The sequence below is a fragment of the Pseudomonas sp. IT-P44 genome (assembly GCF_949768225.1).
GTDB classification, from domain to species: Bacteria; Pseudomonadota; Gammaproteobacteria; order Pseudomonadales; family Pseudomonadaceae; genus Aquipseudomonas; species Aquipseudomonas migulae.
In genome coordinates, this window is sequence record NZ_CATKQM010000060.1 from 1 (window position 1) to 15,715 (window position 15,715).

12 protein-coding genes and 2 pseudogenes are annotated in these 15,715 nt (G+C 60.9%); 6 read left to right on the forward strand and 8 right to left on the reverse strand.

Translation table 11 applies throughout. From position 1 onward, the window contains the following. Nucleotides 1-30 precede the first annotated feature (30 nt). The 3 genes and pseudogenes from ACM6IO_RS25140 to ACM6IO_RS25150 form a co-directional block, all read right to left on the reverse strand. Entirely contained in the window at nucleotides 31-852 is an 822-nt protein-coding gene (locus tag ACM6IO_RS25140) for a methyl-accepting chemotaxis protein (RefSeq protein ID WP_404943258.1), read from the reverse strand. 84 nt (nucleotides 853-936) lie between these two features. Next, nucleotides 937-1,713 (reverse strand): annotated as a pseudogene (locus tag ACM6IO_RS25145) (cache domain-containing protein); the annotation flags it as partial. 232 nt (nucleotides 1,714-1,945) lie between these two features. After that, on the reverse strand, nucleotides 1,946-3,262 hold the full coding sequence (locus tag ACM6IO_RS25150; RefSeq protein WP_162130708.1) for a Na+/H+ antiporter family protein: 1,317 nt from the start codon (nucleotides 3,260-3,262) through the stop codon (nucleotides 1,946-1,948). Between the two features lie 1,536 nt (nucleotides 3,263-4,798). Between ACM6IO_RS25150 and ACM6IO_RS25155 the strand changes: the two are divergent. Further along, nucleotides 4,799-4,945, forward strand: a pseudogene (locus ACM6IO_RS25155) (HAMP domain-containing protein); the annotation flags it as partial. A gap of 102 nt (nucleotides 4,946-5,047) precedes the next feature. Continuing rightward, nucleotides 5,048-5,803, forward strand: a complete 756-nt coding sequence (locus ACM6IO_RS25160) for a methyl-accepting chemotaxis protein (RefSeq protein ID WP_404943259.1) — start codon at nucleotides 5,048-5,050, stop codon at nucleotides 5,801-5,803. 126 nt (nucleotides 5,804-5,929) lie between these two features. Here the strand turns inward: ACM6IO_RS25160 and ACM6IO_RS25165 are convergent, their stop codons facing one another. From ACM6IO_RS25165 to ACM6IO_RS25180, 4 genes are read right to left on the reverse strand one after another with little or no spacing between them, the layout of a single operon-like run. Then, the gene (locus tag ACM6IO_RS25165) at nucleotides 5,930-7,243 is read right to left on the reverse strand and encodes a sensor histidine kinase (protein WP_414912445.1); all 1,314 of its coding nucleotides are present in this window, start codon (nucleotides 7,241-7,243) and stop codon (nucleotides 5,930-5,932) included. Then, nucleotides 7,240-7,908 carry a response regulator transcription factor gene (locus ACM6IO_RS25170; RefSeq protein WP_008025306.1) on the reverse strand — a complete coding sequence of 223 codons (669 nt, stop codon included), beginning with the start codon at nucleotides 7,906-7,908 and terminating at the stop codon, nucleotides 7,240-7,242. The genes ACM6IO_RS25165 and ACM6IO_RS25170 overlap by 4 nt, the downstream gene beginning before the upstream one ends. 3 nt (nucleotides 7,909-7,911) lie before the next feature. Beyond that, entirely contained in the window at nucleotides 7,912-8,217 is a 306-nt protein-coding gene (locus ACM6IO_RS25175; RefSeq protein ID WP_008025305.1) for a PepSY domain-containing protein, read from the reverse strand. After that, a complete protein-coding gene (locus ACM6IO_RS25180) occupies nucleotides 8,217-8,525 on the reverse strand; it encodes a PepSY domain-containing protein (protein ID WP_192228917.1) in 309 nt (102 codons plus the stop codon). Before ACM6IO_RS25180 ends, ACM6IO_RS25175 begins: the two co-directional genes overlap by 1 nt. Before the next feature lie 279 nt (nucleotides 8,526-8,804). On the opposite strand from ACM6IO_RS25180, the gene ACM6IO_RS25185 reads away from it, so the two are divergent. Beyond that, complete coding sequence (locus ACM6IO_RS25185) at nucleotides 8,805-9,884, forward strand: patatin-like phospholipase family protein (RefSeq protein ID WP_414912446.1); 1,080 nt, start codon at nucleotides 8,805-8,807, stop codon at nucleotides 9,882-9,884. 74 nt (nucleotides 9,885-9,958) lie between these two features. Continuing rightward, a complete protein-coding gene (gene queD / locus ACM6IO_RS25190; protein WP_008025299.1) occupies nucleotides 9,959-10,315 on the forward strand; it encodes a 6-carboxytetrahydropterin synthase QueD in 357 nt (118 codons plus the stop codon). A 65-nt stretch (nucleotides 10,316-10,380) separates the two neighbouring features. On the opposite strand, the gene ACM6IO_RS25195 is transcribed toward queD, so the two are convergent. Continuing rightward, nucleotides 10,381-13,167, reverse strand: coding sequence for an RHS repeat-associated core domain-containing protein (locus tag ACM6IO_RS25195; protein ID WP_414912447.1), 2,787 nt, complete (start codon nucleotides 13,165-13,167; stop codon nucleotides 10,381-10,383). Nucleotides 13,168-13,319: 152 nt separating this feature from the next. Between ACM6IO_RS25195 and ACM6IO_RS25200 the strand changes: the two genes are divergently transcribed. Together ACM6IO_RS25200 and codA are read left to right on the forward strand one after the other, a co-directional pair. Beyond that, entirely contained in the window at nucleotides 13,320-14,150 is an 831-nt protein-coding gene (locus ACM6IO_RS25200) for an alpha/beta fold hydrolase (protein WP_192419806.1), read from the forward strand. A 297-nt stretch (nucleotides 14,151-14,447) separates the two neighbouring features. After that, nucleotides 14,448-15,695, forward strand: coding sequence for a cytosine deaminase (gene codA, locus ACM6IO_RS25205; protein ID WP_414912448.1), 1,248 nt, complete (start codon nucleotides 14,448-14,450; stop codon nucleotides 15,693-15,695). The last annotated feature ends 20 nt before the right edge of the window (nucleotides 15,696-15,715 follow it).

Consider the following 15,715-nt stretch of genomic DNA (forward strand, 5'->3'; position numbering starts at 1 on the left):
AAGCCTGGCTCCTACGGTAGGTTCGGGGGGTCAGATGCGGAACTGGCCGACCAGAGTGCCGAGGCGCTGGCCAAGATCAGCCAGGCTGCGGGATGTCTGGGCGCCGAGTTGGGTTTCGCCGGCCACGTTGTCCACGGCCACCGCGATCTGATGCACGCTGCGGTTGATCTCTTCGGCCACGGCGGTCTGCTCCTCGGCGGCGCTGGCGATCTGCGCGTTCATCGAGTTGATGGTGCCGATCAGTTGAGCCATGGTGTCCAGCGAAGCACCCGCTTCGTTGGCCTGCATGGACGTGCCGTCGCCGGCCTCGCTGGAGCGGCGCATCGCTTCCACCGCCGACTGAGTGCCGGCCTGCAAGCGGTCGATCATGCCCTGGATTTCCTGGGTGCTGATTTGCGTGCGGCTGGCCAGCGCACGGACTTCGTCGGCCACCACCGCAAAACCGCGACCGGCCTCACCGGCACGGGCCGCTTCAATGGCGGCGTTGAGCGCCAACAGGTTGGTCTGCTCGGCAATCGAACGGATCACCCCGAGCACGCTGACAATCGATGACACGTCCTTCTGCAGGCTGTCGAGGGACACGCCGCTGCTGCGAATATCGTCGACCAACGCATGGATCTTGACGATGCTGCCGGCCACCACACGCTTGGCCGTCTGACCTTCTTCGTCGGTCTGCTGCGCCGCCACTGCGGCGTTTTGTGCACTTTTCGCCACTTCTTGCGCGGCGGCCGACATTTCGTTGATCGCCGTGGCCACCTGATCGGTCTCGTGACGCTGACGCTCCATCGCCTGATCCGAACGCTGGGCCTGATCGGAGACCTGGTTCACCAGCCCGGTCAATTGCGAGGTCATTTCGGTGATCTGACGCACCAGACCGTGGATCTTGTCGACGAACCGGTTGAACGAGCCGGCGAGTTGGCCGAGTTCATCCTGGCTGGTGATGGTCAGGCGCCGGGTCAGGTCGCCCTCGCCCGCCGCGATGTCGTCGAGGTTGGCTTTCATCAGGTTCAGCGGACGCAGAATGGTGTTGGCCAGCAGCATGCCGGCGGCGGCAATCAGCAGCAGCACGACGGCGGCGATGCCGATGATGCTCAGCAACACGCCTTCCATCCGGTCTTGAACCTTGGCTTCGACCACGGCCACTTGCGCCTCGATACCGTCGAGGTTGACCGAGGTGCCGACCGCCATGTCCCACTTCGGCAAGTATTCGGTGTAGCCGAGTTTTGGTACCAGCACCTGAGTGTTGCCAGGCAATGGCGAGCTGTATTGCAGGTAGTGAGTGCCGTCTTTGGCGACTTTCACCAGGTCGCGGTTGACGTAGACGCCGTTTGGATCGCGGTTGTCCTTGAAGCTCTGGCCCACGCCTTCGGGGCTGTTGGCTTTGAACAGGCGCACGGTGTTGGAGTCGTAGCCGAAGAAGTAGCCTTCCTTGCCGTAGCTGATGCTCGACAGCAATTTGATCACTTGGGCCCGCGCCGCGTCATCGCCAGGGGCGGCGGCCTCGTAGAGCGGTTTGATCGCGGTCATGGCCACGGCGACGTAACTTTGCAGGGTGGCCTTGGCGTCGCTGAGCAGGCGCTGGCGCGTCTCCTCGACTTCCTTGCGGGCCTGTTCCTGCAGAACGAACAACGTGGTCAGGCTGATGACCAGCGCAAAGAGCAACACCGGGAGGACGGCAAGGGACAGGACTTTAGCCTTCAGGCTCATGCGCATGACGGTTCACTCTTTTGGTTTTATTGGCGTGGTTAAAGGCTTTAACGGCACGCCAACGCAAAACTGTAGGAGTCCGGCTTGCCGGCGATGGCGTCGTTGAAATGGCCATCGCCGGCAAGCCGGCTCCTACAGGTCCGAGGTGTCGCCTGATTTAGCGTTGATCACGCAATCTGTAGGAGCCAGCTTGCTGGCGATGGCGTTTTCACAGGCACCATCACCGGGCAGGTTGGAATCAGAGAACCATCGCGGCCACCCAGCCGAACGCCAGCAGCGGCAGGTTGTAATGCAGGAAGGTCGGGACCACGGTGTCCCAGATGTGGTGGTGCTGACCGTCGATGTTCAGGCCGGAGGTCGGCCCGAGCGTCGAGTCGGAAGCAGGCGAACCGGCGTCACCCAGCGCGCCGGCGGTGCCGACGATACAGACGATGGCGATCGGGCTGAACCCCAGTTGCACGCACAGCGGCACGAAAATCGCCGCCAGAATCGGCACGGTGGAAAACGACGAACCGATGCCCATGGTCACCAGCAGGCCGACCAGCAGCATCAGCAGCGCACCGATGCCTTTACTGTGGCCGATCCACGACGCCGACGCTTCAACCAGCGTCTGCACCTGACCGGTGGCCTTCATCACTTCGGCAAACCCCGAGGCGGCGATCATGATGAAACCGATCATCGCCATCATCTTCATGCCTTCGGTGAACAGGTCATCGGTGTCGCGCCACTTCACGATGCCCGACACCGAGAAGATCAAAAAGCCTGCCAGTGCACCGATAATCATCGAGTCCAGCAACAACTGAATAATGAACGCCGCCGCAATCGCCACACCCGCAACCATCAGGCTCAACGGGTTGTACTGCACCGCGACCTGCTCGACCTGTTCGATCTTTTCCAGGTCGTAGACGCGCTTCTTGCGGTAGCTGATAAAGGCTGCCGCAAGCCCCACCACCATGCCCAGCGCCGGAATGCCCATGGCATGGGTGACGTTGATGCCGCTGATATCGACGCCGCTGCGGGCCACGTTGGCCAGCAGGATTTCATTGAGGAAGATGTTGCCGAAGCCCACTGGCAGGAACATGTACGGGGTGATCAGGCCAAAGGTCATGACGCAGGCGATCAACCGCCGATCCAGTTGCAGCTTGGTCAGCACATACAGTAGCGGCGGCACCAGCAACGGAATAAAAGCGATATGTATCGGCAGAATATTCTGTGAAGCGATGGCCACCACCCACAGCAGGCCGATCAGCAGCCACTTCACCGAGCCGCCACCGTTGGCGTGCTGGCGGTCAACCATGGCCAGGGCTTTGTCGGCCAGCGCATGGGCCAGGCCGGACTTGGCAATCGCCACCGCGAAGGCGCCGAGCAAGGCATAAGACAAGGCCACCGTCGCCCCGCCGCCGAGGCCGCTGTTGAAGGCTTTCAAGGTGGCGTCGATGCCCAGGCCACCGGTCAAACCACCCACCAGCGCGCCGATAATCAGCGCGATCACCACGTGCACGCGGGACAGGCTGAGAATCAGCATGATGCCGACCGCGGCAATTACAGCATTAATCATCGTTACCTCAAGGCAAGCGAAATGAGCCCGGCCGGCAGTCTGCGAAGAGCCGCCAGCGGGATAAGGAATGGGTTTTATTAGAGGGCGCGCACTGTGCCGGACCATCACCGCCTTGTCAAAGCCAGCGACCCGAACGCACGAGCGACGCCGCCCCTGTCGGAACCACACCGCGACCTTTCCGAAACGACATCGCCCCCTGTAGGAGCCGGCTTGCTGGCGATGGCGTCCGTCCAGTCAATAACGGATTGGCTGACCCACCGCTATCGCCAGCAAGCCGGCTCCTACAAGGGTTGTGCGGGTGATTCGATTTCCGTCGGACGGCATAAAGATTGCGGATTTTCGGCCGTTACAGTGCAAAGTCTCAGATATTTATCGAATAAGGACGTCTCCATGTCGCTCAGACAACTTTCCATTCAATGGAAAATCACCCTGCTGGCCGGGCTTTGCCTCGCCGGTATCGTGACCTTGCTGGTAGGTCTTTCGCTGTATCGCATGGAGCACAGTTCCGAGCTGGTGAAAGCCTCGAGCATGGAGATGCTCACTGAAGCCGCCCAGGCCCGGATCGAGTCCCAGGGCGAAAACCAGGCGCTGAACATTCGCCAGCAGTTCATGGATGCCTATCAATATGGCCACGGCTTTTCCCGTCAGGTGTTGTTCCTGCGCGATCAGGCCGAAAAGCGCTTTCTCGATGCCTTCGACCTGCGTGAAGACCTGACCCGCCAGGTCAAGTCTGCGTTGCAAGCCAACCCGGAATTGCTCGGCCTGTCGCTGGTGTTCGAAGCCAATGCGCTGGACGGCAAGGACGAACTATTCGCCGGCCAGGCTGAGCTGGGCAGCAACGACAAGGGCCGTTTCGCGCTGTACTGGTCGCAACCGACCCCCGGCAAGGTGACGTCGATGGCGCTGCCCGAAAGCGACATGGCCGACACCAGCACCGGCCCCAGCGGTGAACCCGCCAACGCCTGGTTCACCTGCCCGCGCACCTCGCTCAAGCCCTGCGTGATCGAACCCTACTTCTATGTGATCGACGGCCAGAACGTGCTGATGACCAGCATCGTGTTCCCGCTGATGGTCAACGGCAAAGTCATCGCCTCGCTGTCGGTGGACATCAACCTCAACAGCCTGCAAGCCGTCAGCCAAGGCGCGAGCAAGAAGCTTTATGACGGCCAGACCAACGTCAGCATCATCAGCCCGGCCGGTTTGCTCGCCGGCTACAGCCCGGACGCCAGCAAACTCGCCCAGCGCCTGGACGCTGTGGATAAAACCAACGGCACCGAGCTGATCCGCCTGCTCGCCGCCAGCAGCAAAACCGCCAGCCTGCACAGCAACCAGCAGTTGAAAGTGCTGTCGCCGTTCCAGCCGATCCCCGATGGCAAATCGTGGGGCGTGTTGCTCGATGTGCCGGAAAAAGTCCTGGTCGGCCCCGCCGAAACCCTGAAAAAACAACTCGATGAAAGCAATACCGCCGGCACACTGGTCGAACTCGGCCTCGGCGTGCTGGCCGCGTTGATCGGCCTGTTGCTGGTGTGGCTGATGGCGCGCAGCGTGACCAAACCGATCCTCGGCGTGGCGCACATGCTCGAAGACATCGCCAGCGGCGAAGGCGACCTGACCCGGCGCCTGGCCTACGACAAAAAGGATGAACTGGGCCAGTTGGCCGGCTGGTTCAACCGCTTCCTCGACAAGTTGCAACCGATCATCGCCGAGGTGAAACGCTCGGTTCAGGACGCACGCAGCACGGCGGACCAGTCTTCTGCCATCGCCACGCAGACTAGTGCCGGCATGGAACAGCAATACCGTCAGGTCGATCAGGTGGCGACCGCTTCCCACGAAATGAGCGCCACCGCCCAGGACGTTGCCCGCAGCGCGGCACAAGCGGCACAAGCAGCGCGCGATGCCGATCACGCCACCCGCCGTGGCTTGACTGTGATCGACCAGACCACCACCAGCATCGACAACCTCGCCGCCGACATGAGCGCAGCGATGGTGCAGGTCGAAGGCTTGGCGGCCAACAGCGAGAAAATCGGTTCGGTACTGGAAGTGATCCGCGCCATCGCCGAGCAGACCAACCTGCTGGCCCTCAACGCCGCCATCGAAGCGGCCCGTGCCGGTGAGGCCGGTCGCGGTTTTGCGGTGGTCGCCGACGAAGTGCGCAACCTGGCGCGACGTACGCAGGAGTCGGTTGAAGAAACCCGTCTGGTGATCGAGCAGTTGCAGAACGGCACGCAGGATGTGGTGGGGTCGATGAACAACAGCCATCGCCAGGCTCAGGGCAGTGTCGAGCAGGTCAGCCAGGCCGTCACGGCGTTGCGCCAGATCGGCGACGCAGTGACGGTGATCAGCGACATGAACCTGCAGATTGCCTCAGCGGCGGAAGAGCAAAGCGCGGTGGCGGAAGAGATCAACAACAACGTGGCGACGATCCGGGACGTGACCGAGTCGCTGTCGGGGCAGGCGAATGAGTCGGCGCGGGTGAGCCAGTCGCTCAACAGCCTGGCGAATCAGCAGCAGAGCCTGATGGATCAATTCCGCGTCTGACTGACAACACACCTCCTGTAGGAGCCGGCTTGCTGGCGATGGCGGCGATACATTCAACACATGTGTTGCCTGACAGAACGCCATCGCCAGCAAGCCGGCTCCTACAGGTTATCGGGGTTTTCAATTTCAGCGTTTGGGCAGTTCGATGACAACCTTCAACCCGCCCCACTCGCTCTCCTCCAGCTGCAACACCCCGCCCCACGTATCGACGATGTCGCGCACAATCCCCAGCCCCAACCCATGCCCTTGCGCCTGTTCATCCAGCCGCGTGCCCCGGCTGAACACCTGAGCGCGCTGGTCCTCGGGAATCCCCGGCCCATCATCTTCCACGCTTAGCTCGAACCCTGCGACCGTCTCGACCACGCTCAACCGCACCTCGGCATCCGCCCATTTGCAGGCGTTGTCCAGCAGGTTGCCCAGCAGTTCCAGCAAGTCTTCGCGATCCCAAGGCAGCTGCAACCCGGCCGGCGCGCGATAGCTCAGTTCAAGGTGTTCGCCGTGGATCATGTTCAACGTGGCGAGCAATCCCGGCAGTTCCGCATCGCAATCAAACAACGCCCCCGGCAGCGCATCGCCGGACAACCGTGCGCGGTTAAGCTCGCGATTGAGTCGTTGCTGAACCTGTGCCAATTGGTCTTTGAGGATCTTGCGCAGCTCGGGATGGGCGTCGAGTTTCTCGTTGGACGCCAGGCTCAACAACACCGCCAGCGGGGTTTTCAAGGCATGTCCAAGGTTGCCCAGCGCATTGCGCGAACGCTTGAGGCTGTCTTCGGTGTGGGCGAGCAAATGGTTGATCTGCGCCACCAGCGGCTCAAGTTCCACCGGCACCTGATCATCCAGTTGCGAACGCTGGCCCTGCTGCAACTGAGCAATCTGCTCACGGGCCTTTTCCAGTGGACGCAAGGCGCGGCGCACGGTGATCCGTTGCAACAGCAAAATCAGCAGCAACCCCGCCAGACCCAGGCCCAGCCCCACTTGCTGCATGCGCTTGAAACTCTCGCGCACCGGCGTGTAATCCTGAGCGACGCTGATGGAGATCGATTGTCCCAAACGGCGATAGTCCGAGCGCAAGACCAGCAATTGCTGGCCTTCCGGCCCCAGTTGCAGGTTGCTGTGCAGGCCGGGATGTTCGAGGCGCGGCAATTCCTGATCCCACAACGAACGGGAGCGCCAATGGCTGTCGGCAAAATCTATGCGGAAGTAATGCCCGGAAAACGGCCGCTGATAAGCCGGTGACAGATGTCGCTCATCCAGCTGCAAGCCCTGCGGCCCGCGCACCAGCGCCACCAGCAAACTTTCGCTGTCGTTGCGCAGCCCCGCTTCGAGGTAGCGCTGCAAGCCCACTTCGAACAACCACAGGCTGGTTTGCGCCAGCACCAGGCCGACGATCACCATCACGCTGATCAGCCCCAGACTCAAGCGGCGCTGGATCGACCTCACTGCGCTTGCCCGCCGAACAGGTAACCCTGGCCGCGACGGGTTTCGATCACGCTGCGCCCGAGCTTGCGCCGCAGGTGGTTGACGTGAACTTCCAGCACGTTGGAATCGCGCTCGGTCTCACCGTCGTAGAGGTGTTCGGCGAGGTGGCTTTTGGAGAGGATCTGCTCGGGGTGCAGCATGAAATAGCGCAGCAGGCGAAACTCCGCGGCGGTGAGCTGGATGTCGGCACCGTCGCGGGTCACGCATTGCCGGCCTTCGTCCAGGTGCAATCCGGCCGACTGCAACGTCGGTTGATTGACCTGGCCGTGGGAGCGGCGCAACAACGCCTGAATGCGCAAATGCAGCTCTTCAGGGTGGAAAGGTTTGCTCAGGTAATCGTCGGCGCCGGCCTTGAGGCCTTCGATCCGTTCGGCCCAGGAACCGCGCGCGGTGAGGATCAACACCGGCGTAGCCAGCCCACCGGCGCGCCATTGCGCCAACACGTCGAGCCCCGGCAAACCGGGCAGACCGAGGTCGAGGATGATCAGGTCATACGGTTCGCTGCTGCCCTGATACACCGCATCTCGACCGTCGGCCAGCCAATCCACGGCGTAGCCCTGGCGGTTGAGGCCGGCCATCAGTTCGTCGGCCAGGGGCACATGGTCTTCCACCAGCAGCAATCGCATCGGTCAATCTTCCTTGTCTTTCAGTAACTCGCCAGTGGCGGCGTCGAGGTCCAGTTCACGGACCACGCCTTCGGTGGTCAGCAGTTCGACTTCATAAATGTAGACGTCGTGTTTCTCTTCGAGCTCGGCTTCCAGCAGCTTAGAGCCTGGATAACGCTCCAGCGCCTGTTTCACCACTTGTTCGAGCGGCAGGATCACGCCCTGCTGGCGCAGACGCAGGGCTTCGTCCTGATCGAGGTCGCGGGCCATGACGATCGAGCAAAACGCCAGAAGCACCAGCGCCATGCGTGACAATGAACACACCTTCATTACGTATCCTGATGATCCTTGAGAAGTTGCCCGCTGACCGCGTCTAATTCCAGGTCCCACTCAAGGCCTTGCGGGTCGCGCAGCTCCACCTGATAGATGTACTTGCCGTACTCTTCTTCCAGCTCGGTTTCGGTGACCGTCGAGCCTGGGTGTTTGGCCAATGCCGTGGCGTTGAGCTTCTCGAAAGACACAATGGTACCAGCGTCGCGCAGCCGCAGGGCTTCGTCGGGGCCCAGGTCGCGAGCGTGGGCGATACTGACGGTCATGGCGACGATGGAGGCGGTGTACAGGGCAGTCAGGGTTTTCATGGGTGTCTCCGTATTTTTTATGTGCTGCGTACGGAAGGCACCTTAGCGATTCGAACTTAATTGAAACTGAATTGCCATCATCAAGAATGGCATCACGCTATCGTCGGCATACGCCAAACCTGTAGGAGCACGGCTTGCTGGCGAAGGCGCCCTTGACCTCGCCTTCGCCGGCAAGCCGTGCTCCTACAGATTCCTGGTGCAACATCGAATGCGAGGTATTGCCGCCCCCTGCAGCCACACTGTTTATAATCCGCCCGCTTGCCAGACATCGAGACCGGTATGACCGCCATCCACATCAAGTTCCCTTCCCTGACCCTCAAGGCCGGCCCGCGTGCCTTCACGCGCATCCGCGAGCACGGCTTGAACGCCGCCGATGTCGGTACGTTGCCGGGTGCTGCCGGCGGGCCGAAGGCGTTGGGGATTCAAGGTCTGGACCTGGCGCTGTTTGGCGAATGGCTGCCCGCCGCGCCGCGTGAACGGTCGCTGATCGGCGCCTCGGTCGGCTCCTGGCGCTTCGCCAGTGCCTGCCTGCCGGACGCCGCCGAAGGCATCCGCCGCCTCGGTCACCTGTACACCGAGCAGAATTTCGCCAAAGGCGTGACCATGGCGCAGATCAGCCAGAGCTCGCAACGCATGCTCAATGACCTGCTCGACGGTCGCGATGCGGCGATTCTGAGCAATGCCAATTACCGGCTGAACATCATGGTGGTCAAAAGCCATGGCCTGCTCGCGGACGATCATCGCGGTCGTCTCGGGCTGGGCCTGTCGTCGGTGATCGCCGACAACCTGCGCGGTCGCGCGCGGCTGTCGCGGCATTTCGAGCGGCTGATCATCCACGACCCGCGCCTGGCACCGCCGGTCAACGCGCTGAACGATTTCCCCTCGCGCTTCGTCGCACTGAATACCGGCAACCTGCGTCAGGCCCTGCTCGCCTCGGGCTCGATCCCGATGGTCATGGAAGGCGTGCGCGACCTGCCGGGCGCCGGCGCCGGGACGTTCCGCGACGGCGGCCTGCTCGACTATCACCTCGACCTGCCCTACAGCGGCAACGACATCGTGCTCTATCCACACTTCACCGACCGGGTGATTCCCGGCTGGTTCGACAAAACCCTGCCGTGGCGCCGTGCCTGCCCAACGCGCTTGCAGGATGTCCTGTTGCTGGCGCCGTCCAAGGAATACCTGGCCCGCCTGCCCTACGGCAAACTGCCGGACCGTAACGACTTCAAGCGTTTCATGGGCGATGCGCCGAGCCGGCAGAAATACTGGCGTGCAACCATGGATGAAAGCCGCAGGCTGGGCGATGAGTTTCTCGAACTGGCCGCCAACGGTCGCCTTGGCGAACGCTTGCTGACCCTTTAGTCAGGACAAACTGTTAAACTCGCCGCCTGCCCACATCGCTGCGGCGATCGCCACCTGACAGAGCTGAAACCACTGTGGAAATCTTCAAAGAATTTACCTTCGAATCCGCCCACCGCCTGCCCCACGTCCCGGAAGGCCACAAGTGCGGCCGCCTGCACGGTCACTCGTTCAAAGTGGCGATTCATTTGAGTGGCGATCTGGACCCGCATACCGGCTGGATTCGCGACTTTTCCGAGATCAAGGCGATCTTCAAGCCGTTGTATGAGCGCCTGGATCACAACTACTTGAATGACATTCCGGGGTTGGAGAATCCGACCAGTGAAGTGTTGGCCAAGTGGATCTGGGTTGAATTGAAGCCGCTGTTGCCGGAGCTTAGTGCGATTCGGATTCATGAGACTTGTACTAGCGGGTGTATTTATCGCGGCGAATAAGTCGATAGATCAAAAAACCACCGAGCTCGGTGGTTTTTTATGGCTACTACAAATTGCAATTCCCGCTATTGATGAGCACGCGATTTCATATGCTGTGTTAGGCCTCTACGCGTCGCATATCGTGAATCACAACCTTGTACGTCACATTTATAACGCTTCTCACCCATATGGGATGCTCGCCAGTGTGTATTGAGGTTTGAATTGTTTAAAAATGCACTGCCGCAGTCAAAGCAGACAGCAGAGTTCTCACCGATGTGCGTTTGCCTATGTGCCCTCAGCCCCCTCGGCTGACGGAAACCTTTACCGCATTCCTCACAAATAAACGTTTTCTCACCGGTGTGCGTGAGTTCATGAACTTTCAAGTCCAATTTTTGGGCGAAGCGTCTTCCACAGGTGACGCATGCATGATTTTTCTCGCCCGAATGCTTTTGTTGCATATGCCTGTCGAAATGCCCCTGCTGTTTGAAACTCTGAGAGCACATGGGGCAAGCGAAAGGCCGCTCACCGGTATGTGCTCGCATATGAGTTTTGAGTAAGCTCGGCGTTTTAAAGCTTTTGACACATCCTGCCCAAGTACACGCAAATGGTTTGAGCGCTGCCGAGGATGAACCGGCGACAGGCAATGTTGGAGCGGTTGCTAACGACGAAGTGACCGTTGTCCGTGGCGCCAAATCTATTTCATCAATACCTACAGATTCGTTTTGACTGACTAATCTCTCGTCAAAGGGCTGTAAACCTTCAAACTCGACAGAGTCCATGGACGACTGAGACTCGTTGGAATAGTTTTCAATCTGGACTGACGACACTTCAGCATCAGACCGAAGTGCGTCAGAAATATGAATCCATGCAGCTCGCCTCGCATCCAACGCCAAGTCTTCGGGGTCACGTAATTCACCTCCCCGCGCAATAACATCCTTGATGCTTTCCCTCATTCGCCCGTCGCAGTCCACATGCCCCACCGGCGAATTCCCCACAAAACAATACAGATTCAACCCATCCACGGCCCCCGCCGGGTCCGGGTTGATCCATCGGCACAGCCACGGCGCAAAGTAACGATAACCGTAGTAATACAACCCGGTCGCATCCCGTTCCTTGCCCGAATAGCGAATGGTTTTGTACGCACCGCTCTGATCGCTATGGTTTTCATAGGCCGTGCCGCCAAACGGGTAAAACTCTTCGCGGCTTTGCACCCTGGCCTGTTCATCCAATTCCAGCGTCCCGGACCTGAGATGATCGGTCAGGTGGTAACGCAACGAATGGTCGGGCGCATCGGCGCCGTGCAACCACGTCACCCGATTGCGTCCGGCGTCCAGGTCGAGCACTTCATGCTGCTTGCCGCCCGGACGATGATGGATCTCCAGCCCCGGCAGGTAGCGCACTTCGGCGATCACGGTGCGGGCGGCGGCCAGTGCGGTGCGGACCTTGCGCAGGCGTTTGCCACCGCCGCCGTAGAGGTAGCGTTCGGTGTCGTCGTCTTCGGCTTCGCGCACCACCGGCGATACGCTGGACAACTGGTTGCGCGCATCCCAGGTCATGGCTTGGCCAGGCTGCAAATATTGCAGGTTGCCGTTGGCGTCGAAATGGCGGGCGAAATCCGGCGGCTGTTCGCCCTTGAGCAGGCTGCGATTGCTGTCCGGGTCGATGTCCCAGCGCCGGGTGAACGGTTGGACGCCGAGGTGGCGCAGTTCAGTCAGGTTGCCACCCGCGTCGTAGTCGTATTCTTCGCGATAGTTGACCACGGCGTTGGGGTTGGCCGAGGCGCGGTACGCAGTACCGGGATACATCGATGGGCGTTCGGCTTCCCAGCCACTGGCGTGGGTTAACTGACCCAGCGTGTCGTAGCCGTAGGTGCATTGGCCATCGATGCGCTGGTTGTTGTGGTAATGGACCGGCAGGGCGTGATTGTCGATCTGGAGGATGTTGCCCATCGGGTCGACGTTGTATCGCAGGTCTTGCAGCGGCGCGGCGTTCGGCAACCCGGCGCACAAGCGCAGCAGGCGCCCGTCATCGAGCGCGTACTGCGCCTCGGTGACCACGCCGTTGCCGGCGGTTTCCCGTTCGACTTTTCCGCCGGGGTTATAGCGGATGTCGTGCACCAGACACTGCCCGGGCGCAGCACTGTTCGCCGGTTGCAACCAGCCGTCCTTGAGCTGCCCGGCCACGGTGTAGGTGAAGTGGCGACGGTGTTTTTTGGCGTCGGTGAGGCTGAGCAAATCGCCCAACGGGTTATAGACCCAATGGCTTGCAAGCCCGGGATCAGCTTCCAGCAAGCGATCACGTGCGGCGCAGTCCAGCGGCCAGTCCGGCGGATCGAGGGAGGCCAGAAAGTGGCTGATTTCACTTAACGCCAGGCCCCGCAGATCGTACGCCGGCATGTGCCGCGTGCCGGCTAAATCGTCGTGACGAATCACTCGGCCGCATTGATTGGCAGCATCAAAACCGCCCCCGGCACTGCCGTATTCAAAACGCTCCACAACCCGTTCCAGCTCTCTTACGGCAACAGGCCGCAGCGACGAATCGTACTGCGTATCCTGCCGGCCCGCCCGACTGTCCCATCCACTCAAGACCTCATCCGCTTGCCCGGGCAACAACACCCGCCACCCGGCATCGACACTGTCAGTCGCCAACACCTTGCCGGTCAGAGAAAAACAATGACTCAACGCCGGAGTAAACAACCGCGCATCCCACTGCTCAATCTCCCTTCCCGCTGCATCGAACACCTGCCGCGTCACCCGCGCCTGCGGCGTTTGCCCACTCTGCCCACGCCAGTACGCCACACCACGCACAGCCAGGCCGCGCGGGTCGATGACCGCCAGTGCGGGCGTTCCGTGATGCAGGCTGAGGTTGTCCATGGGCTGTGCATATCATCCGCCATCAACAGCCGTCTACTGTCACAAATCACAGGTATTCATCCCGCTGATCCGACAGATCAAAAAAACTGCCGGGACGAGCGGTTTTTTTATGCCTATGCTTTTTCGCTCGCACCCGCCAAGAGGACGTCCCCATGACTGACTGGCCGCTGGCTCAAACCTATCGCTTCAACGGGCACTCTGTCCGTTACGCCGTGCGTGGCGACGGCCCGCCGTTGGTGTTCGTGCATGGCACGCCGTTCTCTTCGTTTGTGTGGCACCGGATTGCGCCGCACTTCATCACGTCGCACCGGGTGCATTATTTCGACCTGCTGGGTTACGGGCTGTCCGAGAAGGTCGAGGGTGATGTGTCGCTGGGGGTGCAGAACGAGTTGTTGACCCAACTGCTGGAGCATTGGGGGCTGGATTGCCCGGATGTGGTGGCCCACGATTTCGGCGGCGCGACGGTGCTGCGCGCGCATCTGCTGAACGGCAAGGACTACCGCAGCCTGACGCTGATCGACCCGGTGGCGTTGACGCCGTGGGGCTCGCCGTTCGTGCAGCAGGTGCGTCAGCATGAAGCGGCGTTCAGCGGTGTGCCCGATTACATTCAGCGGGCGATTGTGTCGGCCTATGTTCGCGGGGCGATCAAGCGCGACATACCCGACGATGAACTCGCGCCCTACGTGCAACCGTGGCTGGGCGATCCGGGGCAAGCGGCGTTTTACCGGCAGATCGCGCAGATGGATCAGCGCTATACCCGCGAGGTCGAGGGGTTGTACCCGACGATTCGTTGCCCGGTGCAGATTCTGTGGGGCGAGGATGATCAGTGGATCCCCATCGAGCGTGGCCGCGCACTGCAGCAGATGATTGCGGGGGCGCAGTTTCACCCAATCCCCAATGCCGGGCATCTGGTTCAGGAAGATGCGCCTGAAGCCATCGTTGCCGCACTGCTGCGTTTTCTCCCAGCACATAGATCCCCTTGAAAACACACGGACTCTTGTAGGAGCCGGCTTGCTGCGGGCGGCGTTCCGACGATAGCGGTGTGTCATTCGGCACATATGTTGCGTGTCATACCGCGATCGTCGGAACGCCGCCCGCAGCAAGCCGGCTCCTACAAAAAGCGGTGTTTCTTCAGTTGGTCCCGATCAATGGCGGGCATTTTTCTTTCGCTGCCGTGGTCAAAGTTCGCATCTGACCGATGCTCGATTTCCGTTGCCGCGCTAATGTCTATAACTGACGCGCCAACGCACTACTACAAGATCTCCAAAAGGATTCGCCTGATGCACATCATCAACGCCCGCCTGCGCAACCAAGAAGGCCTGCATGAATTGCACCTGGAAAACGGCCTGATCAGCAATATTGCCCGTCAGACCGAAGCGCCGACCCTGGGCCCCGATGATCTGGACGCCGGCGGCAACCTGGTGGTGCCGCCCTTCGTCGAACCGCACATCCACCTCGACGCCACGCTCACCGCCGGCGAACCGCGCTGGAACATGAGCGGAACGCTGTTCGAAGGCATCGAATGCTGGGGCGAGCGCAAGGTGACGATCACCGAGGAAGACACCAAGACCCGCGCCAGGAAAACCATCCAGGCCCTCGCCGCCCACGGCATCCAGCATGTGCGCACCCATGTCGATGTCACCGACCCGCAGCTGACGGCGCTGAGAGCGATGCTCGAAGTGCGCGAGGAAAGCCGGCACCTGATCGACATGCAAATCGTTGCATTCCCCCAGGAAGGCATCGAGTCGTACCGCAACGGTCGTGAGCTGATGGAAGAAGCGATCCGCATGGGCGCGGACGTGGTTGGCGGGATTCCGCATTTCGAATACACCCGCGATCAGGGCGTGAGCTCAGTGAAGTTCCTGATGGACCTCGCCGAGCGCACCGGTTGCCTGGTGGACGTGCATTGCGATGAAACCGACGACCCGCATTCGCGGTTTCTCGAAGTGCTCGCCGAAGAAGCCCGCAGCCGCGACATGGGCTCGCGGGTCACGGCCAGCCACACCACGGCCATGGGCTCTTACGACAACGCGTACTGCGCCAAACTGTTTCGCCTGCTCGGGCATTCAGGGATCAGTTTTGTATCCTGCCCCACCGAAAGCATTCACCTGCAAGGGCGCTACGACAACTTTCCGAAACGTCGTGGCGTCACTCGGGTGAATGAATTGCTCGAAGCGGGGATGAACGTGTGCTTCGGCCAGGACTCGATCGTCGACCCGTGGTATCCGCTGGGTAACGGCAACATTTTGCGGGTGCTCGAAGCGGGTCTGCACATCTGTCACATGCTCGGGTATCGCAACCTGCAAAGCGCGCTGGACCTGGTCACCGACAACAGTGCCAGGGCGATGAACCTGGGGGATCGGTATGGACTGGAGCGCGGGCGGCCGGCGAATTTGCTGATTCTTTCGGCGGACAGCGATTACGAGGTGATCCGCAGTCAGGGCTTGCCGCTGTATTCGGTTCGTGATGGGAAGGTGTTGATGAAGCGGGAGATGCCGGTGGTGGAGTTTTTTGGTGAGCAACCCTGAGTTTTGTGTTGGCTGAGCTG